This is a genomic window from Okeania sp. SIO2F5 (genome assembly GCF_010692685.1).
Classification (GTDB): domain Bacteria; phylum Cyanobacteriota; class Cyanobacteriia; order Cyanobacteriales; family Microcoleaceae; genus Okeania; species Okeania hirsuta.
The window spans coordinates 1-25,362 of the sequence record NZ_JAAHGU010000112.1 but is presented as its reverse complement, the minus strand read 5'-3'; the positions used below and the strand labels follow the sequence as shown (position 1 = coordinate 25,362).

Here is a 25,362-nt window from a genome sequence, read left to right as displayed (position 1 = left end):
TGGTGGCCTACTGATGATTTGTCAAGTGCTTGAAGAGTAGCGATCGCGGTAGCGTTGCGTAGCAATATCGCTCCGGGCAATTATTTTTCTTCCTCCTCTATTATACACAAACGATGCTACCGGACATGATATGATACTATGTGCGGATGATTGATAGTCCTGCATGGTAATGGTAGGATACATATTTTTTAATTTATCCCACACTCCTCATCTCCCCATCTCCCACACTCCCCATCCCCCCATCCCCCCAAACTCCCGGTGCTTCCTTTACCATTACTATGCACCACCACCGATGATTAAGTACAATAAAAATATTTGACTGAAGCGATATTGAATGAATATCCCAAATTTTTGCTCCGTTTCCACTGTTCCTTATTGAATTTACACCTACGACCTACCATCTAAGAACTTTATTATGACTAATTAAGCGTACATTATATTACAGGTACTTGTGGATAGAGATATTTAAGTTTCATTGAATACTTTACTTTTTTTGTAAAGATTTTATAGATGTAGAAAAAAAATTTATAGTATGTTAGGAAATCTCTAAATTAACTAAACTTGTTATGGCAATTAGAGTATAATATCTAGGCTTAAATAAGTGAACAATTTTAATTGCCTGATTTCAGGCTGAGGTTTTATGGTAAAGTTTATTATTAATAATAGTATATATTTATTGAATTTGCTATGTTTGCTCCTAAACTAACTTTGAATATGGTGGAAGGATCTATATCTTTTGATTTTAGTCCTGAAGCTGCAAAGAATTTACAAAGCGTGATCGTTCAATTAATGCAACAATTAAAAACTGCTGCTGGTAGTCCAGGAAAATTAACTCCACAGAAACCTATGGAATATCAGTATACAGGAGATGTCTTTTTAGAAATATTTTGCAATCCTAATATTTGGCCTAGTCCTTTTGCCGCTAAAGTTTTGATTACTTTACGAGATGAGCGAATTCGGATTACTACTGAAGCTGAACTTACTAGGCTTAATGAGGATATTAGTCAATATTTAGAGCAAGTAGGCTGAAAATGTTCAACTTTAGAAAATATACCAAATATCTAGCAAATAAATAATATTATGTTCCCTTGAGTAGTTATGATTGAGATAGTAGAAGAGTAGGTACAATAGTAGAGATGTAGCCTTGAAGTTAGAAGATACGTTTTTTCATCAGGCGCTGATCCGGACATGATATAAGTATTTTGTCAAACTTTTGTAGAGACTTTCCATGGAAAGTCCCTGCACTATCTTTTGAAGATATATAGCAGGAAACAGGGAATAGGCAACAGCGGTGCGACCCCGCGGGGTGCTACAGACAGCAAGAGGTAGAGGGATGGCGTTTGCGTTAGCGTTTGCGCAGCATGACCATAGCAAAGCTCCTCTGAAAGAGGCAGCGACTCTATCAAGAGCGGGTCTCCTTGCCATATCCATGAAACCAAGAGAGGGAATGCGCACTCCTGCGAGGCAAAAGTGGGAAAAGCATTTCCCTATCTAAGGTTCATCATCAGTATATATTCTAACTAACTCATTCCTTGCTATACATAATAGACTTGTCGCGAAATAAGAAAAATCTAACTTCATCTTTTGTTCAAATTACAGTTTTCTTCTAGTCTTAATATTAAGATTAATTATCACATTAATCCAGATAGGTCAAAAATGGAGTTAATCACAAATAGCAATGTGCATTGTCAGTATCAACTTTCAAAATTTGATAGCAAAATGGGAATTTGGCCATATTATGGTGTAATAAATTGGTATAAGCATCAAGTAGATTCTCATAGATTAAAAATAGCAATTCAACAAATAGTAGATAGTGTGCCAATTTTAGGAGGGAGATTGGTAAAAAAATTGTTTTCTCCATTAAAAGTTGTATGTAACCCACAAAAATCTGGCATAGGTTTTATCTATATTGATATAGACGAACAGGAAATAAATATTGATAATTTATTAGATGCAAAAACTTATGTAAAAAATGAATTCAATATTCCCAAAAAATCTTCAGATGCTATTAATAAAGATACTCCATTAGTGTATGTGATTTTGGATAATAATCAAGATTATTGTGGCATAACTCTGCTTATAAATCATCTCATAGCAGATGGTGGAACATATTTTAAATTATTAGAATATCTTTCTCAAGCTTATGAAGACCCAGAATATGTTCCTAAATCTGAACCATTATTTACAATAGACTTTAATCAAATAGATGATTTTATTGCTGCAAGTTTTAAAAAGTTATCATGGAAAGAAAAACTTTTAAGTTCAACATCTTTTATTGTTTTTATCTTGAACAGTTTTCTTCAAAATAAGAATAATTGGAGTTATCTTGAATGTATCTTAACAAAAGAAAAGTTAGACCTAATTAAGAGGAGAAATCAAAATCTGTCAAACGAAGAAAGTGCTTATAGTACAAACGATGCTTTATTTGAATTTTTATCAGTTGTTCCTATTAAACGATTTATTTTTCCTTGCAACCTAAGATATAGAAATGTTGGTATACCTGAAAATTATTTAGGAAATGCTGAAGCTTTCGTCTCAGATTTAACTAAACTAGAAAACAATTATATGTTAAAACATACTGATGTGAGAAAATCAGTCAATCAACTTCCAGGAATATACAGTTTTTTACCCACTTTTAATGGCAAGTACATGGGTCATAATTCATGGGTTAAATTACAAAACTATTTACCTGGTTTTGGTGGTAAGTTAATTATGCAAAAGCTGTTTGAATTTGATGACCTACCAAAAGATATATTATCATTTGCTTGTAAAGGTTCAGCAATATACAGATTGACAAAAAATGAATATTTATTGATATATATCAATTTAAAAAATGTTGTTTCCCAAGTTGAAAAGAAGTTAATAAATTTGGGTGTAGAAGAGATTATTATTAAAACATCATAATTAAGTAGATAATAATCACAAATTGAAGCTATATCAATTAGGTTTTAAATCCAAATTACAAGTGATCAGAATAAAAATATCTAGACTCGCCCATCTAGAAAATATCATCAAACAACTTTCCACTTGCTTCTAGCTTAGTTATATTACCAATATACCAATATAAGTTTTTTCTCATCTGCAGCGATCGAGAAATGTCCATTTCATGCTCAATTAACTTACCATTATGAATCCGGATAATCTGACTCAACTACTACAAAAAGGATTTCGTGTCACCTTGGGGGCTACATCCTTTTTTATAGAAACTGTGCAAGACTCTAGTAAGCGAGATGAAAATTTGAATAAATTAAGTACTGATTTCAATCAACTCACTGAGGAATGGGCTGATAGAGGAGAAATGACTGAGCAAGAAGCCAGGAACTTTGTTGATACAATTTTGAATCAACAAAATAGTCAGGTCAATACTGATAGTACAACGGCTTCTTCAAGTCCTACTTCTACTTCTGGTTTTGTGTCATCAGACGTACAAGAAGATTTGCTGGAGCTAACTCAAGAAATCGCCGGTCTACGAGCTGATTTACAGAAACTTCAGGAGTCAAACTCTCAAAACTGATAATACATCACATACCTCTATTTGGATGAATCTTGTCCATTTATCTAGGGATTAAAAAGTCTTTATAAATTAGGATAAATTACAAAACCTAACCCAGCTAATAGTCCAATTTAGCTGAGTTAGTTTTTTTTTAGTCGTTTTCCCATTTTTCGTTGCCTATTAGGTCAGCAATTCGGTCTCTAAGTAGAAAGTTACATTTTTCCAATTCACCTTCTACACAAGCCCATTCTCTGACAGGAATGTATTGGCAGAGAGTATAAATAGGTTGCTGACGTCCAAGAACTCCTTTTTGTACAAGTTCTTTTGCTTCATCCCTGATGATGTCTAAAGAATATTGAACTGTGGTGTAAGTCATAGTCACCCTTTTGTTTTAGCGTAGTTTGAGTAATTTTTGGCGCTATTAATAATATAGAACAAAAATCCGGATTATGAATGTTAATTTTTTCAGTATACAGAGTTACAATTTGTTATGTTCTTTTGATAAGAATTCTAAAAGTCATAGAACCAAAACATTTCTTTTACTGTTGGTCTAAATTGCAACTATGTACTATGAAATACGATCTACAAAGTCACTAATTGAGGATTTCTCTACCCTCCTGACCTCAAACAATCGTCTCCGAATATCATTTTAATGTTTTTTTGTCAATAGTCAGGCGAGTTTTATTAGATTTTAGAGAAATACTTGTAAATTTGTAAATCTTTGAAATAAAAGCTTTAAAGCGATCGCTTGGGCTTGTGGCATTTGTCCATAGCAAAATACATAAGGTATATCTGATGACAGTTCAGGTAAAAACTGTTTCAATGTATACTGACTACCGTATATGATCAGACCCTGTAATTCACCATTTATTAATAATTTCTTAATTAAATCTTGGGATGCTTGTGTTAGACTAGCTATTTTACTAAACGCACTACCACGAATAAATAGTTGTAGTAAAGTCAAATGATTGGGGGTAAGAGCTTCTGGGATTTCTGAATTAATGTCAATAATTTGTAGTTGGTAACCAAATTGTCTGGGGAGAGCTACTGCTGGAGTATAATTCCCTAAAAAAGCACTGTTGAGTATATCATCTACAAAAACTAAATTGCGTAAATGCTTGACATTTGGTTTTGGTGGGAGATAACTTCCTCCTACTTGCAGAGAATCATGCAAAATCTTAGTTACAGTTTCTTGTGCCAGTGATTGAGATAATTTCTCAACTAAATAGTATGTAGAGGCTGAGAAATCTTCTGACCTTTCCTCATTTCCTGGTTGCCAGGTTGGATAAACTTTAGTTTTAACTTGCCAAATTCTTTGCAAAGATTCATCAATTCGTGATTCAGAAATACGACCTTGGCTAACTGCATTACAAACAGCATTAATAGTAACCTCTGGATCTAAAGGCATTAGTAAAATATCTGCACCAGCTTCTACAGCTAAAACCGAAGCCTCTGCCAAACCATAACGATTAGCGATCGCCCCCATAACCAAAGCATCGGTCACCACTAATCCATTAAAACCCAATTTTTGGCGCAACTGACCTGTGACAATTTTATGGGACAGAGTTGCAGGTAGTTCCGAGTCCCAAGCAGGAATCAACAAATGGGCACTCATAACAGAATCCACTCCAGCAGCGATCGCCTCTACAAAGGGAAGCAATTCAATTTCTGCCAGTCTACTTTCTGAGTGGGGTAAAACAGGCAATTCAAAATGAGAATCAACCGTAGTATCCCCATGACCAGGAAAATGTTTAGCAGTAGTCAAAACTGGATATCGTTGAGTACCTCGAATAAAAGCTGTTGCCAGTTGACCCACTAATTCAGTCGTTTCTCCAAAAGCACGAATATTAATCACTGGGTTGCCAGGATTATTATTCACGTCCACCACTGGAGCTAAAATCCAATTTAAACCAATTGCCACAGCTTCTTGAGCCGTAATAGTCCCCATAGTTTCAGCATACTCTATAGCTTTTTTGGGGTTTGTTTGAGCAATAGCAGCGAGCGCCATTGGTGGAGGAAACCAAGTTGCTCCGGCGAACCTTTGACCTACTCCTTCCTCAATATCAGCAGCCAAAAGTAGAGGAATTTTCGACCAAGACTGAAGCTGTTGGATGCGAGTTGCCAAGTCTATAGCACTCCCATCCACAAAAATTACTCCTCCAACACCCAAGTCTTGCAGCCAATATTTGAGCTTATTGGTGGGAGGTTCCCAGTCTGGATAACGAATTTGATTGTCAAATAGGTTGCCGGAAGCTCTAACTACAACCATCTGAGCGACTTTTTCTGCTAAGTTCATAGTTTAGTGATCGGGATTTTAGGAATGGGTAATTAACAGCCTTCTCCTGACGCAGACGTTGTGCGAAAGGCTGGAAGTCAGTCATCAGGAGGACCGAGTCAGTAGAATGTTTTGGCTTTTCTCCGATAACCTGGCTCCTGACACCGAAGCTTTATGGGGTATAAATTCCCATCCAATTGATTCTGTCTCCTGTCTTCTGTCTCCTGACTCCTTCTTCAATCTATTCCGTCTGAAGTAAGTTTTTCTATATTCTGAGAATCTGATTCTGCAGGATTTTCATTTGCCTGTTGTTGACGTTCTTCAGAAAGCTGGTTTAAAAGTGATATAATTTGAGTCCCACGTTCTAGAGAGCGGTCTTCGACAAAGATAACTTCTGGAGTCCGACGCAGACGTATCCTATGACCCAATTCGCTGCGAACATAGCCAGTAGCAGATTTTAGACCTTCCATAGTTTGGAATCTTACTTCCTCAGAACCATAGATACTAACAAATATTTTAGCGTGTTGTAAATCTCCAGAAATATCTACATCTGTGATGCTGACCATACCAATACCTACACGGTCATCTTTGATACCATGGAGCAACATCTGGCTGACTTCCCGCTTGATTAATGAAGCAACCCGGGAAATGCGGCGATCTGTAGCCATGATAATTACCCCCTACAATTTGATACTTAACTATACTATTCTAATACTTCCGATAAATTTATGTAAACTTATGGCAGCTTTGTAGAATGAAGTTAGTTAATACCCAGGCTGTAATTTTTTGATTTTGAACTTTTTTTTCATAACTAAGTGTTAGAGTAGTCATTAGTGAGGACATTGCATCCAATATTTCTACAAGGCAAAGGAAGTAGGATTATTTGTCAAATTTGATCTTAATTCTCAATATGTTAGAAATTAGGCAAAACGTTACATATACTTAAGTTTTAACTATAGTGGCACACTATGTATAAGGTTAATGTGTAATATCATGTCCGGATAATCAGTGATAAAAAACCTTTTCCCTTCTAACCTTTTCTTTCCTTCTGCCTCCTGCCTCCTGCCTTCTGCCTTACCTCCTCCAAAGTGTTAAGTATTCAACCGGACATGATATAACTACACCGATAGAATAGAACTGTTTTATGGGTTTTTAATTACTACTAATTTAGAACCTCTTTGTATCTTGATGGTGTAAATTTTTATCATACACTTATCTGCAAACCACTATATTTATTTGGGGGTATTTAGAAATGGAGAAAGAATTTTCTATTGGTCAGAAAGTAAGGTTAGCTATTCAACCACCATACATCAAAACTGCTGAATCAATGCCGATATTACGTCCCCCTGATATTGTACGTTTGGGTGAAGTAGGAACTGTTTTGAGTCACAAACCAGGAAATTATTGGGCTGTTCGTTTTGAGAAAGGAGCATTTCTCATAGATAGTCAATATATAGAAGCTGCGACAGTTGATGCTGAAACTGCCCAGCCACATGATAATCATCATATTGAAGAAGATACTGCTAAAATAAGTCCACCTTCAGAATCGTAGACTTATCTGAGAAGTTCTTCAAGATTACCAATAGTTCCCTTTACTTTGTCTACGATTTCATTGATTTTACCTACGTCTATGTGCATTTCTTCGGTAGGATATTTTTCTAGAACTTCCAGGACTGATATTCGATTGTCATCTGCTGCTGCTAAGATTATGGAAGAACGTAAGGCTTTGTCACTTTCGTAATTGTGTCTGGTCTGAACTACTTCCGCAATACCTTTGGTTACATTTTGGCCAAGGTTACTATAAAGCACTTTGGCTAAGTTACTAACATTAGCTCCCACTTCTAATGTCATTAAGCCACGAACTGTATTAGGATTAATTTTCGATATTCCCAGAGCTTGGGAAATTGTTTTGGTAGTTTTGCCTGTTTCTGCAAATACTCGCAGATCCTTGACTTTGATTGATGCTGTTATTGGGCCAACCAGCTTGATTACTATTTTTTGTGTGGCGATCGCGCTTTGACTGGAGAATATAACTCCAGCGATCGCTCCTAAGATAATTAATGGACTACGAGATAGCATATTTGGTAATTGCATATTTAGTTTTCAATTATATTTGAATCTAAGCAATTGAATACACATTTATGAATAATTTGTCAATCTATAGTATGATTTTTAATTCTCATATCCGCTCTTTGTTTTAATTAAGATATTTTTATAGGTTTCATATTAATAATCATTGATTCTATCGGGGGATAGTTGTCTTTTTCTGGGATGAATTTTGACGATTTTTTACTTGGCAAAAGTCTTGACTTGATTTTGAATAAAATTCAATTTATTATAGCTGTATTTAATTATTGCTCTGCTGATTAAATCTAAAAGTCTTTATAGATAAAGGTAAGTGCCTTTTTAAGTATCAAAAAGTTCGAGGTTTTAAGTGGTAATTGTTCAATTAGGAGCGGATTTTGGTCAAGATTTGGGCAGAAAAATTAAGGGACAAAACTTAGCTCCTACCTCCTCGCTCATTCCCATTTCTCCCCTCCTGGGAGGGGTTAGGGGTGGGTTGTCTCCTGTCTCCTACCTCTACTAAAAGACTTTCCATACGCAAACCCTAATTATTGCTCTGCTGATTAAATATCAAAGCATTGACTGATATTGGTTTGCTGCCTTTTTTTGCCTTTAAAAAGTGCAAGCTTTTCGGTCTAAAGAGCTGCATAAAGCTAGTATTTTGGGATGATTATGGCAGAAAAATCACTCTGACAATTTTTACGACTACCTCCTCTATAATTTCCATTTCTCCTGTCTCCTGTCTCCTGTCTCCTGTCTCCTGTCTCTTGTCTCCTGTCTCTTGTCTCCTGTCTTTACTAAAAGACTTTCCATACGCAAACCCTAATTAAGCGATCGCTTCTACTTAACTTTTAATGAGAATATTTTTTGATAATCACTACATATAATTTTCATTAAAACCCAAATAAAGGCCTAGCAGAAAAATTTGGCAATTTTTTATTCTGATAATGTGTTTTTGTTGCCGCTATAGTGTAGAATACCGAATCAGTTCCTCACAGTCATTTTGGCTTAATAAATTGAACTTAAGCTATGACTATATTACTAAGTTATTTGTGACTGGGCTGAACTTAATCAATATATATACCTATTTTTGATTTAAGTAATTAATTAAATTACTAACAACCATTCATGTGTTGAAAAAATCAGAAGCGGTCTCTGGCACTAACCAATGTGGGAGAGAGTCACCACACTTTCAAATTTATTGAAATAGATTGGATGGTAGTAGTGGAATTTAAGTATTTTTTTTGAAAAATTTTTAATAATTATGAATAATAAATCAATATTCAAGTTGAGTAGTCAAATTTTGGGAGCTTCACTATTTTGTCTTGCCACATTTGTACCTAGTGCTTACTCTCAAACCGGTGTAGAAAACTCAGCTTATTATACAAAACCCAGTGAAGTAGATTCACAACAATTTCCATCATTAGTATCTAATATTGCCCAACAAGTCACTGTGAGAATTTTTACAGACAACAGTGCTGGTTCTGGAGTAATTATTAAACGACAAGGTAATACCTACACCGTTGTTACTAATCATCATGTAATTGAGAATAACTCTCATAAACTTTACCCAATTATGAGTGGAGATGGGATGACTCATCAAGCCACCCTAATTTCATCTCCTCAAATGGGTAATTTGGACGTAGCATTATTGCAATTTACTAGTGATCGCCCTTATCAAGTTGTAGAAATTGCCAACAGTAATGTACTTTCAGTAGGAGAAACTGTTATTGCAGCAGGTTTTCCCAATTGGCATCAACCAGACTCCTTAGAAATGAGTAGTACCCGTGCTTGGGGTAGTCGTGCTTTTCAGTTAACTTTAGGAGCTGTAGAAATGTTACCCAGTCGCACCCTCAGCCAAGGATATCAATTAGGTTATACTAATGATATTAAAAGTGGCATGAGTGGTGGACCGATTTTAAACAATAAAGGTCAGTTAATTGGTATTAACGGGCGCTCAAAATATCCCATCGCTGGAATTGGAGCATTTAATTTTGTAGATGGCTCTCAACCATCTGTCGAGCAGTTCAAAAAAATGGAATCTCTAAGTTGGGGTATTCCAGTTTATAGAATTATCAATTAATTAAAAGCCCAAGTTACTAAAAGTCTACAGACAAAGAATCCCACTTTTCATCAAACCATTGTTTCTCACTTTTCCATTTCGGGTCTCTACTTTTACGCATTTGGAGGTTAATGCTATTCGTGACATCATCTAGTGCACTTCTAGATAATCCATGTCTACCTCTAGTAGTAGATTCTTGAGTTAAACTCGTACTTCTATCCTGGGGCAAACTATTAGCACTGGTACTCAACAATTGTTCTGAGGAACCTGTAACATTTATGACTGACTTTTCTTGAGCTTTTGTGGGAGTAGCACTTAAGCTAACAGCACAAAACATTGTTAATGTTGCAGTAAATAAAGTCTTAGTAGTTGTAACTTTCATTTTTTTTCCTCTTGACAATTGATTGAGATACTTTAGGTAAACAAATTAACGCTAATGCGCTCTTTTATTATCCCATAATTAACTACTTTTTTAGAGGCTACTTAATTTTAGAAAGTATAATTTTGAGAATGAAATTAGAAATTAGTTAATAAAGTAGTTAAAACAGACACAAACTTAGAGAAAACTAAGCCATTAGTGCCTGAGAATATCGTCTACAGATTTTGATTGGATATTTCCTATTTATTATAGTTTTAATTGAGAAGAGAAACTTATTTTCAACTAGCCTTTTCTCAACATTATCCAATCTAAATAGTTCAGCAACTAGATAGTTCAGAAATAAGGAATGAAGAGGGAAAATTTATTTGCTTACTTATCCCCTCAACATCTCTACTAAAACCATTTACTTATTCGTAGATAGGTTCGTCACTAGCAGTACCTTGTCCGAAATCCTTAAATTGAGTGATAATCTCTTCTGATTTCTCACGATTTCCTGGCTTTAATGTGAATACTACATTATCGAAGCTAGGCTCTTCTTCTGGAGAAACATAAACTACTTGCTCATAGTTTACAACTCCAATGTTGCTGATATCTGCAAAAGTTTCCATTCCCAGGGCATAAGCAAGGTTAGTTAGACGAGTGCTAACAGATTGACAACGACGGTCAGGAGTATAAGCACCTTTGGGATGGTCGGAAGAGAGAGTTGCAGTCCACACAATCATTGGTTTAGAGGAGACTTGAATAACTTCTCGTTTGACTAGGGGATATCCGCCTAAAAGTCCAGGCTCACTTGTATCCCGTGTTTCACGAACTATTTGAGGAACAGTAGCATATTGATTTTCTGCAGCGTTAACTGAAACACAAGTAAATACTACTTTGTCAGTAGTTTCTAATTGTTCTGCTTTGGCTTCTGATTGAGGTATGAAACCCCAGAGACCAACGGTTGCTAAGATACCTACTAGGGAAACTTTTAATTGGTTGTTCACAATCTTGACCTCTGAAACTTAATATCTACATTTGGTAGAGAAGTTATTTGTTTTTTCTCCATACTTTTACATTAGAGGAACTGCTTATTCTTGTCAGTAAGAATAAAGTAATCTTTCAAAACATACTTTTTAGGTAAGAGGTGATAAAAAAGTTATATTATTAGCTTTTTGTCTATTATTTTACTGATTTTATGTATCGATTTTGCTAGATAGAATTGATTGGTTTATGAATTCCATATTAACTCAAATTTCAGTTTTTGCAACCCTTAATATCTAAATTTAGATCGTAATTTAAACTAGGTAAAGATTTGAAGTAGAAAATTATATAGATTAAATGTACTTTAAGTTAAGGGAACAGGGAATAGGGAATAGGGAACAGGGAAAGATGATAAATATCTTTTCTCAAAAGGAATTGGTATAATAAGATTTTCATCTTGGTGGGTTACATCTGTGGCGGGTAAGATGCCCGCACTACAAAGACTTTATCATTAATATATGTACCTCATATACCTGCAATCTGCTGTAAATGCTGAAAAACTGTTCTTCCTTTTTCCTTCTTTTTTCTTCCTTCTTCCTTGTTTCTAATCACTATTTACAAACTGCAAGTAAGAATTACTCAGTTCCTTTACTGCCAATTCATAAAACTGCTTACCATGTTCAGGGGTAGCTAATGCAGGGTTTGAACCCATCCGACCATCTGGATATCGGTAACGAAAATTAGCAGCACCATATATTGGATAACCACTAGCTACATCCTCTGAAAGTGGTGCTACTTTAATAGCTTCTGGATAAACATATTGAGTTAAAGCTACTTCACTAGGTGTAGCGTGAGAACCTTCTCCATCGCCATATAATTCTTTAGCTAATTTATAAACTGAGCTACACATAAACCAATTTCCTACCTTGCACTTGACCAACCCCCCATTAGCAATATTTAGATCGGCCAAATGAGCATAAGTTTCTGAGAAAGCAGCTTTCAGAGTAGCAATATTGCCTCCATGGCCATTGATAAAGAAAAATTTGGTAAACCCAGACCTAGTTAAACAAACTATATAGTCACGAATTACTTGAATCATCGTACTAGGTCGCAGACTGATTGTACCTGGGAAACCTGTATGATGTAATGCCATACCTACATTAATCGTCGGTCCGACTAATGCTCCAACTGATTCTCCCACACCTTTAGATATAACTTCTGCACAAATAGCATCTGTGCCAATCAATCCTGTTGGTCCATGCTGCTCGGTAGAACCTATTGGCAGAATAATACCTTGAGATTGACTCAAATAAGTTTCGACTTCAGACCAAGTACTTAATTGTAGTAACATCTGTTAATTATTTATACTTTTGATATTAAATATAAGTAGGAGAATTAATCAAACTTTAAATAGAAATTAATTTGTTAAATATAACCTCAATTTCTCAATCTTTACATTTCAATGGTAAAAAACTGTTCCGGAACACAAAGGGGATGTTTGACTCCTCAATTTCTCAATCTTTACATTTCAATGGTAAAAAACTGTTCCGGAACACAAAGGGGATGTTTTATCCATAAATTTCTCAACCTTTGACATTTCAATGGTTAAAAACTGTTCCGGAACATAAAGGGGATGTTTTATCCATAAATTTCTCAACCTTTGACATTTCAATGGTTAAAAACTGTTCCGGAACACAAAGGGGATGTTTTATCCATAAATTTCTCAACCTTTGACATTTCAATGGTTAAAAACTGTTCCGGAACACAAAGGGGATGTTTTATCCATAAATTTCTCAACCTTTGACATTTCAATGGTTAAAAACTGTTCCGGAACACAAAGGGGATGTTTTATCCATAAATTTCTCAACCTTTGACATTTCAATGGTTAAAAACTGTTCCGGAACATAAAGGGGATGTTTTATCCATAAATTTCTCAACCTTTGACATTTCAATGGTTAAAAACTGTTCCGGAACATAAAGGGGATGTTTTATCCATAAATTTCTCAATCTTGACTTGACATTTCAATGGTTAAAAACTGTTCCGGAACATAAAAGGGATGTTTTACCCAAGTTTTTCGGTCCGGACTGCTCCGCAAACAGGTGCCTAATTAGGGCTTGCCAAATAACTCTCAAAGTATTTACTGATATTGGCTTTAGCATTTTTGGGTTGAAAAAAGTACCAGCTTTTCAGTGGCAAGAGCTGCAAAAAGCTAGTATTTTGGGATGGTTATGGCAGAAAAATTGAGGGACAATTTTTCCGACTACCTCCTCTATAATTCCCATTTCTCCTGTCTCCTACCCTCACTCATAAGACTTTTTCAGCAAACCCTAAATTATACGTACAAATTTTTCGGCTGATAGCTGATAGCTAATAGCTAATAGCTCGTTAATCTCATTAAAAAATAATTTAACCTTTTGATAACCTTAAGTTAACTTTTGTTTAACTTATTAGACATAATATAAGGACATCCAAGTTTTGTATCCAGCACAACAATGCTATATGGAAGTGGGCAATGCTTACTAACTTGATACCTATCCCAAGAAACGAACAATGGCCTGACTACAGAGCAGGCTCCGGTATTCCTACTATTAGTATAGCAATAGCAATATTGCAAAGTCAGAATGCGTTATATAAATGGATAAGAAAACCAGTGCTTTTAGCTGTTGGATGGTTGAACATTAATTTAAGCTAATTAGCTACAAAATTAGCGATAGCCTAAATTTTCACCTCAGGCAATATTAATGATTTACTGTCAAATACACAAAAGCGATATTTATGTTTTCCCCCGATATAAGCGAAAGTCTTTTAAAGTCTGGCGTGAGAATAACTAGCAAAGTTTTGCTATTAGAATCTGAAGAGCTATTTCGGGATATGTTAGCCTTAGCTCTAGAAGAACAAAGTTGTGAAGTAGTTATTGCTCCAGACGGACGTAGTGTAATTCCTACGGTTCAGAATTATTCATCAATTCAAAGTGAACCTTCTTTCAATCTTCTAATTCTTGATTCAATTAATGGTCTAGACTTATGTCGGATGTTAAGACATCAAGGCAATTCAATACCAATTATGATTTTAGGAGCAAGAGGCAGTGCAAATAATTGTGCTTTCTATTTAGAAGCTGGAGCAGATGATTATTTAACTAAACCTTTTGGGATGCGGGAATTTATGGCTCGTTGTCGGTCTCTGATGCGTCGCCAACGTCTAGGTCAACTGCCTCAACCAATTATGCTCCAGTACAAAGATATAGTTCTTTATCCAGAAGAGTGTCGAGTAACTGTTAGAGGTCAAGAAGTGAAAATTTCCCCCAAACAATTTCGCTTACTTGAGCTATTTATGAGTTATCCACGCAGAGTTTGGTCTCGTGAGCAATTATTAGAACAAGTTTGGGGACCAGATTTTATTGGGGATAGTAAAACTGTTGATGTTCATATTCGTTGGTTACGGGAAAAATTAGAGTTAAATCCTAGTAAACCAGAGTATGTTGTTACAGTTAGAGGTTTTGGATATAGATTTGGGTGATTTAATTAGGGTTTGCGCTCATAAAGTCTTTTTGCTAGGGTAGGAGACAGGAGACAGGAGACAGGAGACAGGAGACAGGAGGAACGGGTAATTTAGAGGAGGTAGAAGTAAAAATTGTAAGAATGATTTTTCTGCCCAACTATGAGCCTAAAATACTAGCTTTTTGAGCGTTTTCAACTGAAACACGGGCACTGCAATTTGACCCTAAAAAGGAAGAATATAGCAAGGAAGGAGTTGCTTAGGACATAGATTAATAGACATCTCCAGTAATAAAAAATAAAATGAATTATCTTACATAAATCATCAATTTTTTCCCCTGCTCCCTACTCCCTACTCCCTACTCCCTGCTCCCTACTCCCTGCTCCCTAAATAAACTTAACTGACTCTCTGAATTTTCTGCCGACAAATCTACTCCATCTGATAGTAATTTAGCAGCAGCTTCTAACATTTCTTCCTGAATATCTTGAATATCTTCCCTACTTTCTAAATAAGTTTTTAATGCTTTTAACGGATCGATACTATTGCCTTTTGCCAATTCTGGTAAACGGGGTCTTGCTAATTGACTGACTAATTCTGGTTGAATAGTATAAGTATGTGCCTCACTTAAAGCTTGATGTAATACTCCATTTTCAATCAAATCTAACTGCTCGGAACGTAACTGATAAATCAACCGCACTACAGCATCTTTTATCTGAGTTTTACTAATAGATTTTAACAATTCAGCTTGTGGATTTTCTGCTTCGGAAACATTAACTTTAATAGTATAAAAATTTCGCACAGGCAAAGAACAAAATTCCCATTTAACTGCACCTTTCTCTAGTTCAAGCAAAACAAAACCTTTCTCTTCTTTCTCCTCACTAAAATCTACTCTTTCAATACTACCCGGATAAATAATTGGTGGATTATTAGACTTATTCAAATTTTGATGTTTGTGAACATGACCCAAAGCTACATAATCAAAACAATCACGATTTAATAAAGAAACAGGAATATTAAAACCCTTACCCACAGCTAAAAAACGTTCTGCACCTAAACTCGCCCTATCTGCCATTAAATGAGCTAAAAGTACCGTCGGAATTTCTGGATTTAATTTGCGAATTTCTGCCTCTAATATCAACTTCAATTTTTCAATTAATAACTCATTAACTTTACCCATCGATAAACTTTCAGTCTCAGATTTGGTCATCAAACTAGAAGCAGTTAACCAAGGCAAAGTAATTACCTGAATAGCACCACTTTTAGTTTGAATATTGTGAGTTTCTAAGCGATCGCCTACCACAACTCCGGGAACTCCTAAAGTACTATAAATACCTAAACTTGCCCCTCCTTGACCCTGGGAATGTTGGTCGTGATTTCCTACTAATAATACTGTGGGAATTTCAGCATCTACTAAACGGCGTAATTCACGAGAAAAAGCTTGTTTTATGTATGGCGCGGGAGTAGCATCTGGAAAAGCATCTCCACCAAAAATAACTAAATCAACTGGTTCAGAAATTGCTCTATCTATACAAAGTTTTAGACTAGAAATAAAGTCTTCGAGGCGAGTGTTTAAACCTGTTTCTGGGTTGATACGACCGTGGGAAAAACCACTACCAATATGAATGTCGGAAAGATGGATAATTTTAATCATTTTGTTTTATTTAGGGAGTAGGAAGTAGGGAGTAGGGAGTAGTAATTCGGGAAATAGGAAAGGCAAAACACGGATTTTTGACACGGATTCACGGATGATTAGATGGAACATTATTTATAGAACTTCTAAAGGTGTTGTTTTTCTTGATATTCTTTTCTACAATATTTTTGATTGCACTTAAAACTATACTATTGGGACTTAAACATTTTTTGGTAGGAAAAATTCGTCAAAGTCAGTTTAGACAAGGGAATTATGTCAAAGCCTTAAAAATGGCTAGAACCCTTGATAATTCAGGATTTATGCCTTTTTGACGTGAAAGCCCCTGCCTATCTATATTTGAGCCTATTTTCTGCCTTTATTTTGTGTAAGTTCCACTATTTTTAGTGTTGAATAAAAAATCATGTTTGTGGGCGAACGACTCCACTTAAGCTTTAGAATATCACAATTTTTGTAAAAATGGTAGTGAAAATCTTTTGACCCGCTGATTTTTTAGGAGCTTTTGAGAATGAAGATAATGAAGATGCTGATGGTTTTCTAGCAAGTATCAATGGAGGTAAAGCTTTTTACCTTTAGAAGCTTCACAAGATTAAAAGATTTTTGGTATTGTTCCTGAAACAACTTTGTGTGTGAATGTATAAACAAACTTAGTTGAATAAAAAGTCATGCGTGTAGGCGAACAAGCCCATCTAAGCTTTAGAATATCACAATTTTTGTAAAAATGGTAGTGAAAATCTTTTGACCCGCTGATTTTTTAGGAGCTTTTGAGAATGAAGATATTCATAATTCTGTATTGCCTAAGTTTTTAGAGATACCTTCAGAGGTTCTATATAGCCTTTCTCACGACTTGGAAGTACACCTATTTTTATTTCTATTCTATTGCCTATTCCCAGTTAAGTGTTTCCTAAAATCTAGAATTTTGTACCTTACGCTTTTTGGGAATTACTATATAAAAATTATAAATATATTTTAGTATTTTGTCTTAAAGGTTTGCTATCCAAAACCAAGAGAAAATGGGATTTGAAAATCAAACCCCTACAGTCTTTTTTTCACGAATCATTTCATCTTGCTATATAGAATTTTTCACTATTCATTGAGATACAGAATTCTAAATTTTAGGCAATACAGATTTACACCATTTGATGGCATATTCTATTAATCTTGGCGTAAGCATTCAGCCGTCAGCTATCAGCTATGAGTTATTAGCTCATTATCAGCTCAAAAGAGGAATTAGTCTCCAAAGTAGAATTAAAACTTATAAAAAAATGTCTTCAGCTAACCTTAGTAATTTCTTGAATATGTTCAAAAGCTGATAGCTGAATGCTGGTAGTTGAGCTTACATCTTGGCTGTATTGTTATGAAATAAATACTAATTGGAATTCCTTCTTTGACTTGCTTAACTGTTTGATTAGCAAAAGGTGAAATATCGGTAATTTTTAATATTCCGTTTAAAGTACACTCTTTTTTATTTTGAAAGCCTAGGTCGCTACTGGCACAATCAAATAAGTAATCAACAACAATATGAATAGTTAATGCATTGATTAAATTTTGTTTGGCTTCAGAATTTGGTAGTGATCAAATTAACTTTTTAGCCTTGTTCAATTCTTTTTGATATTCAGGATAGTTGTTGAAGGTCGAAGCATTTTCTGTGTAATATAATAGTTTGGCAGCTAGATTTTCTGATGTCTCTTTTTGAACCAGTATATGAGGTATTATAGATACAGTAAAGGCACTGGGAATAATGGAATTATTTAGTATGAGAATAGTTCAGAAATTAACAATCACCATACACCGAATAACTATGACAAAGAATGACACCAACCAACTCAATTAGTCTTTTAGAATTCGGACAAATTACCGTGGGTCTCTGTGGAGGACTCGCATTCTTCTTATTTGGACTTGAACAAATGACCGAGTCCTTAAAGCAAGTGGCGGGCAAATCTATGAAGCGAATGCTCGCGAAACTGACCTCGAATCGTTGGAATGGTTTAGTGGTTGGAGCATTTATCACAGCAGTGCTTCAATCCTCCTCAGTGACGACGGTTTTGGTGGTGGGTTTTATTTCTGCCGGATTAATGACCATGCCTCAATCAATTGGGGTAATTATGGGGGCCAATATTGGCTCGACCATTACTGCTCAGATTATTGCCTTTAAAATTACTCGCTCGGCTCTATTGCTTTTTGCCATTGGCTTTGTCTTGCAACTAATTTCCCAGCGAAGATACTCTCGCCAGTATGGTTTGCTGTTGATGGGATTGGGTCTGATGTTTTATGGCATGGAGTTAATGAAGATTGCCACCAGTCCCCTACAAACCTATCCACCTTTTATTAGCTTGATGCAGCAGGTAGAAAATCCTTTACTGGGGATTACTATTGCCACGGTGTTTACTGCTTTGGTACAAAGTTCTGCTGTCACCACTGGCTTAGTGATTGTTTTGGCAAGTCAAGGCTTATTGAATCTCGAAGCTGGAATTGCCCTGGTGTTTGGTGCAAATATTGGTACTTGCATTACGGCAATGTTGGCGACGATCGGCAAACCTTCAGAAGCGGTTCAGGCAGCGATCGCTCATGTTTTATTTAATATCTTGGGTGTTCTGCTTTGGGTTGGGTTGATTAATCAGTTAGCGGATACAGTACGTTGGCTGACACCTGTTTCATCTTCCCTCGAAGGTATGTCCAAGCTAGCAATGGAAACCCCACGCCAAATTGCTAATGCTCATACTTTATTTAATGTGGCCAATGCTTTCATTTTTATTGGGTTTGCTCCCCTGTTGGCCAAGTTGGTGCAACATTTGGTGCCCGCTAAATATCCGGCAGTTTGGCCAAGGCAACCCAAATTTCTCGATCAGATGTTGCTGACTACTCCCACCTTGGCCTTAGATCGGGTTCGTTTGGAGTTAGGGCAATTGGGAAATATTGTCCTGAAAATGCTGCGCGGTTGTCTGCCAGTCGTGGAGGCTGGCACCAGTGATGAGGTAGCAGCACTACGAGCAATGGATGATGAGGTCGATCGACTTTATGGGGCGATTGTAACTTACCTCAGTCAGTTGAGTTTGGAAACCCTAGTGACCCAACAATCTGAACTTTTGTCTATGTACCTGAAGATTGCCAACTATATTGAAAATATCGGGGATACTATTGAGACTAATGTGGTTGAAATTGGCAATCATCGGCTACACCATGAGCTTCAGTTTAGTGATGCTACCCAAACGGTTTTAAAGTCTCTGCATGAGGAAGTTTGTTTTGCTGTAGACCAGGCTGTCAAATCAGTAGTTTCCTCTGATCCACAGTTAGCTGCCCAGGTGGTGGCAATGAAACCCCAAATTAACGAGTTGGCTAGCCAAGCACATACTCATCTAACTATGCGTTTAACTGCTGACCAACCGAATCGCTTGGTTACGTTTGGCCTTGAATCAGATTTTATTGAGTATTTGAAACGAGTATATTATTTTGCTAAACGGATTGCCAAACTTATGACAGAAATGGATCTGGAAATACAGGGAGATACAGTCAAAAATGTGATTGATAATTCTACCAAAAAGGGTTCATTAATGGATAATTGATAATGGACAATTGATAATTGATAATTACCTCTCCCTAAAAGGAAGAGGATTGAATAAAAGGAAAATTTTTTCTCTCTTGGTCGATTGGATATGGCGAGGAGACCTCGCCATCCCTCGACCGCTTGTTTCTCCACGGCGAGTGAGAGGCTTTAAACCTTAATTATTCGGTAAAATTTCCACTACATCATATAATTGATAGAATAATAATTGTGTTTCGTTTCATTGTTAGTTATTGGCAATATTTGAGTAAATCTATAGCCAGTTTAAATCATTTGTAAAATAACTTTTCTTACACAAAAAGGGTTGCAATTCTATTGATTTTGAAGAAGCTATATTCTCTTAATTTAGCAATCTTGCTGTAGACTCACCATGAGTGCTTCAGAGAATGAATTGACTATTGCGGTATTCGCAACAGAGAGGAGAAATTAGTTTTGTCTCAGACTCACCATCGAATGCTTCAGAAAATGAATTGACTATTGCGATATTCGCAACAGAGAGGGGAAATTAGTTTTGTCTCAGACTCACCATCTAATGCTTCAGAAAATGAATTGACTATTGCGGTATTCAATTCCTTATTTCTGATTACTTTTTCCCTCCTTCCTTGAATTATTTCAACAAAATTGAAAATAGGTAGCTATCTATCAAAAATAAAGTTGAAAATTCCCTTGAAAATTTAGGCTCTTCTTCCTTAAAATTGAAAATAGATAGCTATCTATCAAAAATAGAATTGAAAATTATCTTTTACATTTAAGCTCTTCTTCCTTCTTCCCTCTTCCTTCTTACTTCTATTCATAAAGACTCTGGTTCCTGACCAGAAACAACTGGCGCTGTAGTATTCAAATTTAACTCTGGATGCTCAGACTCTACCTGTTGACAATTCCACTCATTTTTGAACAACAAAACAGGTCGTCCCCAGCTATCTTTTACAGCCACAGTATTAAATAACCTACCAACTTTTTTGAGTACATCCCAACCAGAATTAACCCAACGCGCCACAGTAAAAGGCAACATTTCCAAATTAGTTTCAACCCCATATTCATTTTGCATTCGGAACTGAACAACCTCCAATTGAAGTTGCCCAACAGCAGCTAAAATAGGGTCTCTTTTTGCCTCATCTGCAGAGTACATAATTTGTACAGCACCCTCCTCTCGTAACTCATTAACTCCCTTCCGAAATTGCTTAAACTTAGAAGGATTAGGATTTCTTAAATAAGCAAATATTTCTGGTGAAAAACAAGGGATACCTTCATACTCTAATTTCTTGCCATTATAAATAGTATCTCCTATAGCAAATACCCCTGGATTATTTAAACCAATTATATCTCCTGGATAGGCAGTTTCAATAGAATCTCTATCTTGAGCAAATAACTTTTGTGGGCGAGATAATCGAACTGTTTTACCTGTTCTAGCATGACTAACAGTCATATCTTTTTCAAATCTTCCCGTGCAAACTCGAATAAAAGCCACCCTATCTCGGTGTTTAGGGTCCATATTCGCCTGCAATTTAAACACAAATCCAGTGAAATTTTGATAAGTAGGAGAAACTTCACCTACTGTACTTTTATGAGTACCCGGTTTTAGAGCATATTCTAAAAAAGCATCTAAGAATAATTGCACCCCAAAATTAGTCATAGCACTACCAAAAAATACAGGTGTCATTTCACCTTTATGTATTTGTTCTAAATCTAAATCTGAACCTAATTCTTCCAGCAACTCTATATCTTCTTTAAGTTGGTAATAAAGGTCTTGTTCTAGTAATTCTTCGATACGAGGGTCGCCCAAATTTACTACCGTATTTCTGGCAGCTTTACTACCATGAACACTACGCTCAAACAGATGAATTTCTTTCTTTCTTCTATCAAAAACTCCCTTAAAGCGATCGCCCATACCTATAGGCCAATTCACAGGATATGTTTTTAAACCTAATTCCTTTTCTATTTCATCCAAGAGTTCTAAAGGTTCTCTTCCTGGTCTATCCATCTTATTAAAAAATGTAAAAATGGGTAGTTTTCGCATCTTACATACTTCAAATAATTTGCGAGTTTGAGGTTCTAAACCTTTAGCAGAATCTTCTAACATTACAGCGTTATCCGCTGCAGCTAAAGTTCTATATGTATCTTCGCTGAAATCTTGGTGACCAGGAGTATCTAAGAGGTTAATTTGACAGTTTTGATATTCAAATTGTAAAACAGTTGAGGTAATAGAAATACCCCGTTGTTGTTCCATTTCCATCCAGTCAGAAGTAGCATGACGCTGCGCTCTTTTAGCCTTTACTGCACCAGCTTCGTGAATAGCACCTCCATACAACAAAAGTTTTTCTGTAAGAGTAGTTTTACCCGCATCAGGATGGGAAATAATCGCAAAGTTACGCCGTTTATCCACGGCTGTTTGCAATTCTGTTTCAATTTCAATGGACATTATTTAGTTTAACTCCTAAAATAGGCAACAATTAATCATATTATATATTTATCTATACTATAGCAATCAGAAATCATTTGTAAAAAATATACAGGATATATCAAAACTCTGAAACTTTTACTTCTATTCCTTGTTGCCTGTTCCCTAAATTAAAAGATATTTTTCACAACTGAAATAGGATTGCTATATAATATTTTATCTATTTATAATTATCATATAATCCGCACTAAAACTACTATATATATCACTTTAAAATCAAAAACAAATAAATAGAATAAAGCTAATATTAAACAAGTTAAAACTCAATAATTAAATAATTTATGAAGAGAGGCAAGTTATATGGAATTCTTATCAAATATTTGGAGTACATGAAACTATATTCCTCACGGACATTATTGTCTTTGGCAATCAGGATTAGTATGGCTATCAGATTTATTCATTATCTTAGCTTACTTCTCAATCCCTATTTCTTTAATTTATTTCATTCAGAAGTGACAGAATGTAACTTATCCAAAAATATTTGTTTTGTTTAGTGCATTTATTGTTCCCTATGGAATGACCTACTTAATGGCAATTTGGACTCTCTGGCATCCCACCTATTGGCTATCGGGTATATTTAAAGCAATAACTGCGGGAATATCAGTATTCACAGCAGGAACTTTAATACCATTAATATCCAAGTTATTAGAACTTTCTAGCCCTAAAAAACTAAAGGCAATTAACAATAAGTTCAGGACTTACGCAAAGAAACTACATATAGCCCATGGTAAACAGAGCAATTGCTGACGCAAAGCTCCGCTAACGCTTAAAAATCAAGCGCGATCGCCTCAAGACAATTAACATAGTTAAAACAAAGGTAAAAAACACCTATCAAATAAAAATAGCCCTGAATTTTATTGTAGGCTGCTTCAGCTCTTCGAGCAGATAATCAGCAGAGCAATTCATGTTTGATTTTATAAATAGTTTTTCCTATTTTTACTGCTAATCTTTTAAAAAAATTCCAGACTAACATCCCACAAGCAATATGATTTATTTGAAGAAAGTCTCAGACGACATTGACAGGAGGATAGATATATAATAAGCGTGAGTATTTTGGTGAAATTTATTAACATGGAGGAACACCCACTCAATTTAGGTCAGTACACTACATATAGTGTCTTTGCGTAAGTCCTGTAAATTAACAGTATAAATTAGGGATAGAATAAAAGTCCAGGAATAATTACAACTATCTCAACAAAAACTTCAATTAATTATTAATACTATTCCGCAATCAATTTTTTGGAAAAATCAAGATTTAATCTATCAAGGTTGCAATTATACTTTAGTTATGCTAGTCAGCATACTCAAAATTTACTCAGTCTAATTTATCTCTATTAGCAAAATTATGCCCATCCACCTACAGTTATTCAAGAGCAAATAGAAGCTATAGAACTTGATTTTTTGGTTGAAGATTTATCAAAAATTTTGAATTCTATGGAAGTAGGAACTGACCGTATTTGTGCCATAATTTTATCTTTGCAAAGTTTCTCCCGCTTAGATGAATCTGAAGTAAAAATTGTAGATATTCACGAAGGGATTGAAAGTACTCTCCTGATTTTACAAAATAAACTGAGAGAAAAACCAGAGGAAAAAACTATTCAAATCATTAAAAATTATGATTCTTTACCAAAAGTATAATTTTATGTTAGTCAGATAAATCAAGTATTTATGAACATTATTTCTAATGCTGTTGATGCTTTAGCAGAAAAGTGAAATAAAAAAAGTAAAAAATCAAACCCTAATTTAAATATTCAGTAAAATTTACCGTAAGTATTCAGCTATTAGCAGTCAACTCTCAGCAATAAGACACTCCTTTTCAGGACGGAGTTTAAATGAATATAGACTTTAAGGTCTTTTGTAGTAAGATTTAATTATGGCTCAATTAATACAGCTTTGAACGCTTACTAAAAACAATAGCTGATAGCTAATAGCTGACGGCTGAATGCTTACAATTTACCAGCTATTAAAATTAGTGCAAAAGCTATATCTTCTCAATAAGTAGCAATTATTATTTCGGATAATGGTATAGGTATGACAGAAATAGTTTTTCAGAAAATATTTGACCCATTTTTTACTACGAAACCTATAGGCAGTGGTACTGGTCTAGGATTATCCGTATGTCAACAAGTTATTTTTGAAAAACATCAAGACAAACTAAATTGTACTTCTACACCAAAACAAGGAACAGAATTTTTAATTGAAATTCCTATCCGCCAGAAAACAAAACAAACAACAGAGCTATAATTAGACTTAAGTCAATTTAATAACCACTAAATTACTGGTCTCTGCCTATTATTTTTTGGTTTGAAAAAACAAATATAGGAATATACAGGTAGGTTAGGACATAGACTGATAATGATCCTAATAAGGGGAAATATTTTTCCCACTGTTCCCTGTTCTCTGTTCCCTACTATATCTAATTTGAATCAGGAGAAATATTTAATGGATGCTGACAAAAGAAAAATTCTATCAGCTTTATGTCATGGAGCAATTTTCTTGAGTACAACTATTGTATCTTTAGGGATACCAATAGCTATTTTACTCTTAACTAATGATTCGGTTGTAAAAAGTAATGCTAAAGAATCTTTGAATTTTCATATTAACATTTATATTTACGCTATTATATTCGGTATATTGATCTCGTTGCTTATTGGTATTCCTTTATTAGTTTTGTTAGCAATTATTAGTTTTGTCATGCCAATTATTGCCATTCTCAATGTGATAAATAATCCTAATAAACCTTATTGTTATCCATTTATTTTTCGTCTATTCTAGTCATAATTTTCGACATTCCCAGCCTAGCTTGTGTAATAGAAAAAATAGTATGATAAAAAGGTATCTACTGAATATGATGGGGTAGGCAATTATGATAGCTGCCAAGACCAAAAATCGCGCTCGAGAAGATCGGCTAAATCACAAAAAAGAATAAAGGATCAAGAATAATAACAGGAGAATCAAGTTG

General features: G+C 35.2%; 21 protein-coding genes. 10 read left to right on the top strand and 11 right to left on the bottom strand.

Features of this window, described 5'->3' with window-relative positions; all coding sequences use genetic code 11:
• Positions 1–21: 21 nt before the first annotated feature.
• A complete protein-coding gene (locus tag F6K27_RS25000) occupies positions 22–183 on the bottom strand; it encodes a hypothetical protein (RefSeq protein WP_287278827.1) in 162 nt (53 codons plus the stop codon).
• A gap of 504 nt (positions 184–687) precedes the next feature.
• On the opposite strand from F6K27_RS25000, the gene F6K27_RS24995 reads away from it, so the two are divergent.
• From F6K27_RS24995 to F6K27_RS24985, 3 genes are all read left to right on the top strand, one after another.
• The gene (locus tag F6K27_RS24995) at positions 688–1,029 is read left to right on the top strand and encodes a hypothetical protein (protein WP_287243523.1); all 342 of its coding nucleotides are present in this window, start codon (positions 688–690) and stop codon (positions 1,027–1,029) included.
• Between the two features lie 627 nt (positions 1,030–1,656).
• Positions 1,657–2,904 (top strand): hypothetical protein, encoded by a 1,248-nt coding sequence (locus tag F6K27_RS24990; RefSeq protein ID WP_287278826.1) that lies wholly within the window; start codon positions 1,657–1,659, stop codon positions 2,902–2,904.
• A gap of 223 nt (positions 2,905–3,127) precedes the next feature.
• Entirely contained in the window at positions 3,128–3,514 is a 387-nt protein-coding gene (locus F6K27_RS24985; protein WP_287243526.1) for a hypothetical protein, read from the top strand.
• A 130-nt stretch (positions 3,515–3,644) separates the two neighbouring features.
• On the opposite strand, the gene F6K27_RS24980 is transcribed toward F6K27_RS24985, so the two are convergent.
• The 3 genes from F6K27_RS24980 to rbfA form a co-directional block, all read right to left on the bottom strand.
• Complete coding sequence (locus F6K27_RS24980) at positions 3,645–3,869, bottom strand: DUF4327 family protein (protein WP_124147504.1); 225 nt, start codon at positions 3,867–3,869, stop codon at positions 3,645–3,647.
• Between the two features lie 315 nt (positions 3,870–4,184).
• Complete coding sequence (locus F6K27_RS24975) at positions 4,185–5,789, bottom strand: glycoside hydrolase family 3 N-terminal domain-containing protein (RefSeq protein ID WP_287278824.1); 1,605 nt, start codon at positions 5,787–5,789, stop codon at positions 4,185–4,187.
• A 215-nt stretch (positions 5,790–6,004) separates the two neighbouring features.
• Positions 6,005–6,436 (bottom strand): 30S ribosome-binding factor RbfA, encoded by a 432-nt coding sequence (gene rbfA / locus F6K27_RS24970; protein WP_287278822.1) that lies wholly within the window; start codon positions 6,434–6,436, stop codon positions 6,005–6,007.
• Between the two features lie 584 nt (positions 6,437–7,020).
• On the opposite strand from rbfA, the gene sipA reads away from it, so the two are divergent.
• On the top strand, positions 7,021–7,320 hold the full coding sequence (gene sipA / locus F6K27_RS24965) for a regulatory protein SipA (RefSeq protein ID WP_124147501.1): 300 nt from the start codon (positions 7,021–7,023) through the stop codon (positions 7,318–7,320).
• 2 nt (positions 7,321–7,322) lie between these two features.
• Here sipA and F6K27_RS24960 read toward each other — a convergent pair whose 3' ends face one another.
• Entirely contained in the window at positions 7,323–7,862 is a 540-nt protein-coding gene (locus F6K27_RS24960) for an alpha/beta hydrolase (protein WP_124147500.1), read from the bottom strand.
• A gap of 1,234 nt (positions 7,863–9,096) precedes the next feature.
• On the opposite strand from F6K27_RS24960, the gene F6K27_RS24955 reads away from it, so the two are divergent.
• Positions 9,097–9,915: a S1C family serine protease gene (locus F6K27_RS24955; protein ID WP_287278820.1), complete on the top strand. Its 819-nt coding sequence runs from the start codon at positions 9,097–9,099 to the stop codon at positions 9,913–9,915.
• 16 nt (positions 9,916–9,931) lie between these two features.
• Here the strand turns inward: F6K27_RS24955 and F6K27_RS24950 are convergent, their stop codons facing one another.
• The 3 genes from F6K27_RS24950 to F6K27_RS24940 form a co-directional block, all read right to left on the bottom strand.
• On the bottom strand, positions 9,932–10,276 hold the full coding sequence (locus F6K27_RS24950) for a hypothetical protein (RefSeq protein WP_287278818.1): 345 nt from the start codon (positions 10,274–10,276) through the stop codon (positions 9,932–9,934).
• Positions 10,277–10,680: 404 nt separating this feature from the next.
• Positions 10,681–11,259, bottom strand: coding sequence for a COP23 domain-containing protein (locus F6K27_RS24945; RefSeq protein ID WP_124147497.1), 579 nt, complete (start codon positions 11,257–11,259; stop codon positions 10,681–10,683).
• 581 nt (positions 11,260–11,840) lie between these two features.
• Positions 11,841–12,587 carry a creatininase family protein gene (locus F6K27_RS24940; protein ID WP_287278816.1) on the bottom strand — a complete coding sequence of 249 codons (747 nt, stop codon included), beginning with the start codon at positions 12,585–12,587 and terminating at the stop codon, positions 11,841–11,843.
• A gap of 1,425 nt (positions 12,588–14,012) precedes the next feature.
• Between F6K27_RS24940 and F6K27_RS24935 the strand changes: the two genes are divergently transcribed.
• A complete protein-coding gene (locus F6K27_RS24935; RefSeq protein WP_287243534.1) occupies positions 14,013–14,753 on the top strand; it encodes a winged helix-turn-helix domain-containing protein in 741 nt (246 codons plus the stop codon).
• A 337-nt stretch (positions 14,754–15,090) separates the two neighbouring features.
• Here F6K27_RS24935 and F6K27_RS24930 read toward each other — a convergent pair whose 3' ends face one another.
• Positions 15,091–16,383 carry an exonuclease SbcCD subunit D gene (locus F6K27_RS24930; protein ID WP_287278814.1) on the bottom strand — a complete coding sequence of 431 codons (1,293 nt, stop codon included), beginning with the start codon at positions 16,381–16,383 and terminating at the stop codon, positions 15,091–15,093.
• Between the two features lie 1,808 nt (positions 16,384–18,191).
• Here F6K27_RS24930 and F6K27_RS24925 point away from each other — a divergent pair.
• A complete protein-coding gene (locus F6K27_RS24925; protein WP_287278813.1) occupies positions 18,192–19,943 on the top strand; it encodes a Na/Pi cotransporter family protein in 1,752 nt (583 codons plus the stop codon).
• 789 nt (positions 19,944–20,732) lie between these two features.
• Here the strand turns inward: F6K27_RS24925 and F6K27_RS24920 are convergent.
• Entirely contained in the window at positions 20,733–22,361 is a 1,629-nt protein-coding gene (locus F6K27_RS24920; protein ID WP_287278811.1) for a peptide chain release factor 3, read from the bottom strand.
• A 596-nt stretch (positions 22,362–22,957) separates the two neighbouring features.
• On the bottom strand, positions 22,958–23,086 hold the full coding sequence (locus F6K27_RS24915; RefSeq protein WP_275670419.1) for a hypothetical protein: 129 nt from the start codon (positions 23,084–23,086) through the stop codon (positions 22,958–22,960).
• A gap of 748 nt (positions 23,087–23,834) precedes the next feature.
• Here F6K27_RS24915 and F6K27_RS24910 point away from each other — a divergent pair.
• The 3 genes from F6K27_RS24910 to F6K27_RS24900 all read left to right on the top strand — a co-directional run bounded on the left by F6K27_RS24910 (position 23,835) and on the right by F6K27_RS24900 (position 25,175).
• Entirely contained in the window at positions 23,835–24,038 is a 204-nt protein-coding gene (locus F6K27_RS24910) for a hypothetical protein (protein ID WP_287284787.1), read from the top strand.
• Positions 24,039–24,404: 366 nt separating this feature from the next.
• Complete coding sequence (locus tag F6K27_RS24905) at positions 24,405–24,644, top strand: HAMP domain-containing sensor histidine kinase (RefSeq protein ID WP_353736068.1); 240 nt, start codon at positions 24,405–24,407, stop codon at positions 24,642–24,644.
• Positions 24,645–24,842: 198 nt separating this feature from the next.
• The gene (locus F6K27_RS24900; protein WP_287278829.1) at positions 24,843–25,175 is read left to right on the top strand and encodes a DUF4870 domain-containing protein; all 333 of its coding nucleotides are present in this window, start codon (positions 24,843–24,845) and stop codon (positions 25,173–25,175) included.
• The last annotated feature ends 187 nt before the right edge of the window (positions 25,176–25,362 follow it).

Excerpts from the sequence above, each read along its gene's own strand:
- F6K27_RS25000 (WP_287278827.1), bottom strand. The coding sequence starts at position 183 with ATGTATCCTACCATTACCATGCAGGACTATCAATCATCCGCACATAGT.
- F6K27_RS24995 (WP_287243523.1), top strand. The coding sequence starts at position 688 with ATGTTTGCTCCTAAACTAACTTTGAATATGGTGGAAGGATCTATATCT.
- F6K27_RS24990 (WP_287278826.1), top strand. The coding sequence starts at position 1,657 with ATGGAGTTAATCACAAATAGCAATGTGCATTGTCAGTATCAACTTTCA.
- F6K27_RS24985 (WP_287243526.1), top strand. The coding sequence starts at position 3,128 with ATGAATCCGGATAATCTGACTCAACTACTACAAAAAGGATTTCGTGTC.
- F6K27_RS24980 (WP_124147504.1), bottom strand. The coding sequence starts at position 3,869 with ATGACTTACACCACAGTTCAATATTCTTTAGACATCATCAGGGATGAA.
- F6K27_RS24975 (WP_287278824.1), bottom strand. The coding sequence starts at position 5,789 with ATGAACTTAGCAGAAAAAGTCGCTCAGATGGTTGTAGTTAGAGCTTCC.
- rbfA (WP_287278822.1), bottom strand. The coding sequence starts at position 6,436 with ATGGCTACAGATCGCCGCATTTCCCGGGTTGCTTCATTAATCAAGCGG.
- sipA (WP_124147501.1), top strand. The coding sequence starts at position 7,021 with ATGGAGAAAGAATTTTCTATTGGTCAGAAAGTAAGGTTAGCTATTCAA.
- F6K27_RS24960 (WP_124147500.1), bottom strand. The coding sequence starts at position 7,862 with ATGCAATTACCAAATATGCTATCTCGTAGTCCATTAATTATCTTAGGA.
- F6K27_RS24955 (WP_287278820.1), top strand. The coding sequence starts at position 9,097 with ATGAATAATAAATCAATATTCAAGTTGAGTAGTCAAATTTTGGGAGCT.
- F6K27_RS24950 (WP_287278818.1), bottom strand. The coding sequence starts at position 10,276 with ATGAAAGTTACAACTACTAAGACTTTATTTACTGCAACATTAACAATG.
- F6K27_RS24940 (WP_287278816.1), bottom strand. The coding sequence starts at position 12,587 with ATGTTACTACAATTAAGTACTTGGTCTGAAGTCGAAACTTATTTGAGT.
- F6K27_RS24935 (WP_287243534.1), top strand. The coding sequence starts at position 14,013 with ATGTTTTCCCCCGATATAAGCGAAAGTCTTTTAAAGTCTGGCGTGAGA.
- F6K27_RS24930 (WP_287278814.1), bottom strand. The coding sequence starts at position 16,383 with ATGATTAAAATTATCCATCTTTCCGACATTCATATTGGTAGTGGTTTT.
- F6K27_RS24925 (WP_287278813.1), top strand. The coding sequence starts at position 18,192 with ATGACACCAACCAACTCAATTAGTCTTTTAGAATTCGGACAAATTACC.
- F6K27_RS24920 (WP_287278811.1), bottom strand. The coding sequence starts at position 22,361 with ATGTCCATTGAAATTGAAACAGAATTGCAAACAGCCGTGGATAAACGG.
- F6K27_RS24910 (WP_287284787.1), top strand. The coding sequence starts at position 23,835 with ATGGAAGTAGGAACTGACCGTATTTGTGCCATAATTTTATCTTTGCAA.
- F6K27_RS24900 (WP_287278829.1), top strand. The coding sequence starts at position 24,843 with ATGGATGCTGACAAAAGAAAAATTCTATCAGCTTTATGTCATGGAGCA.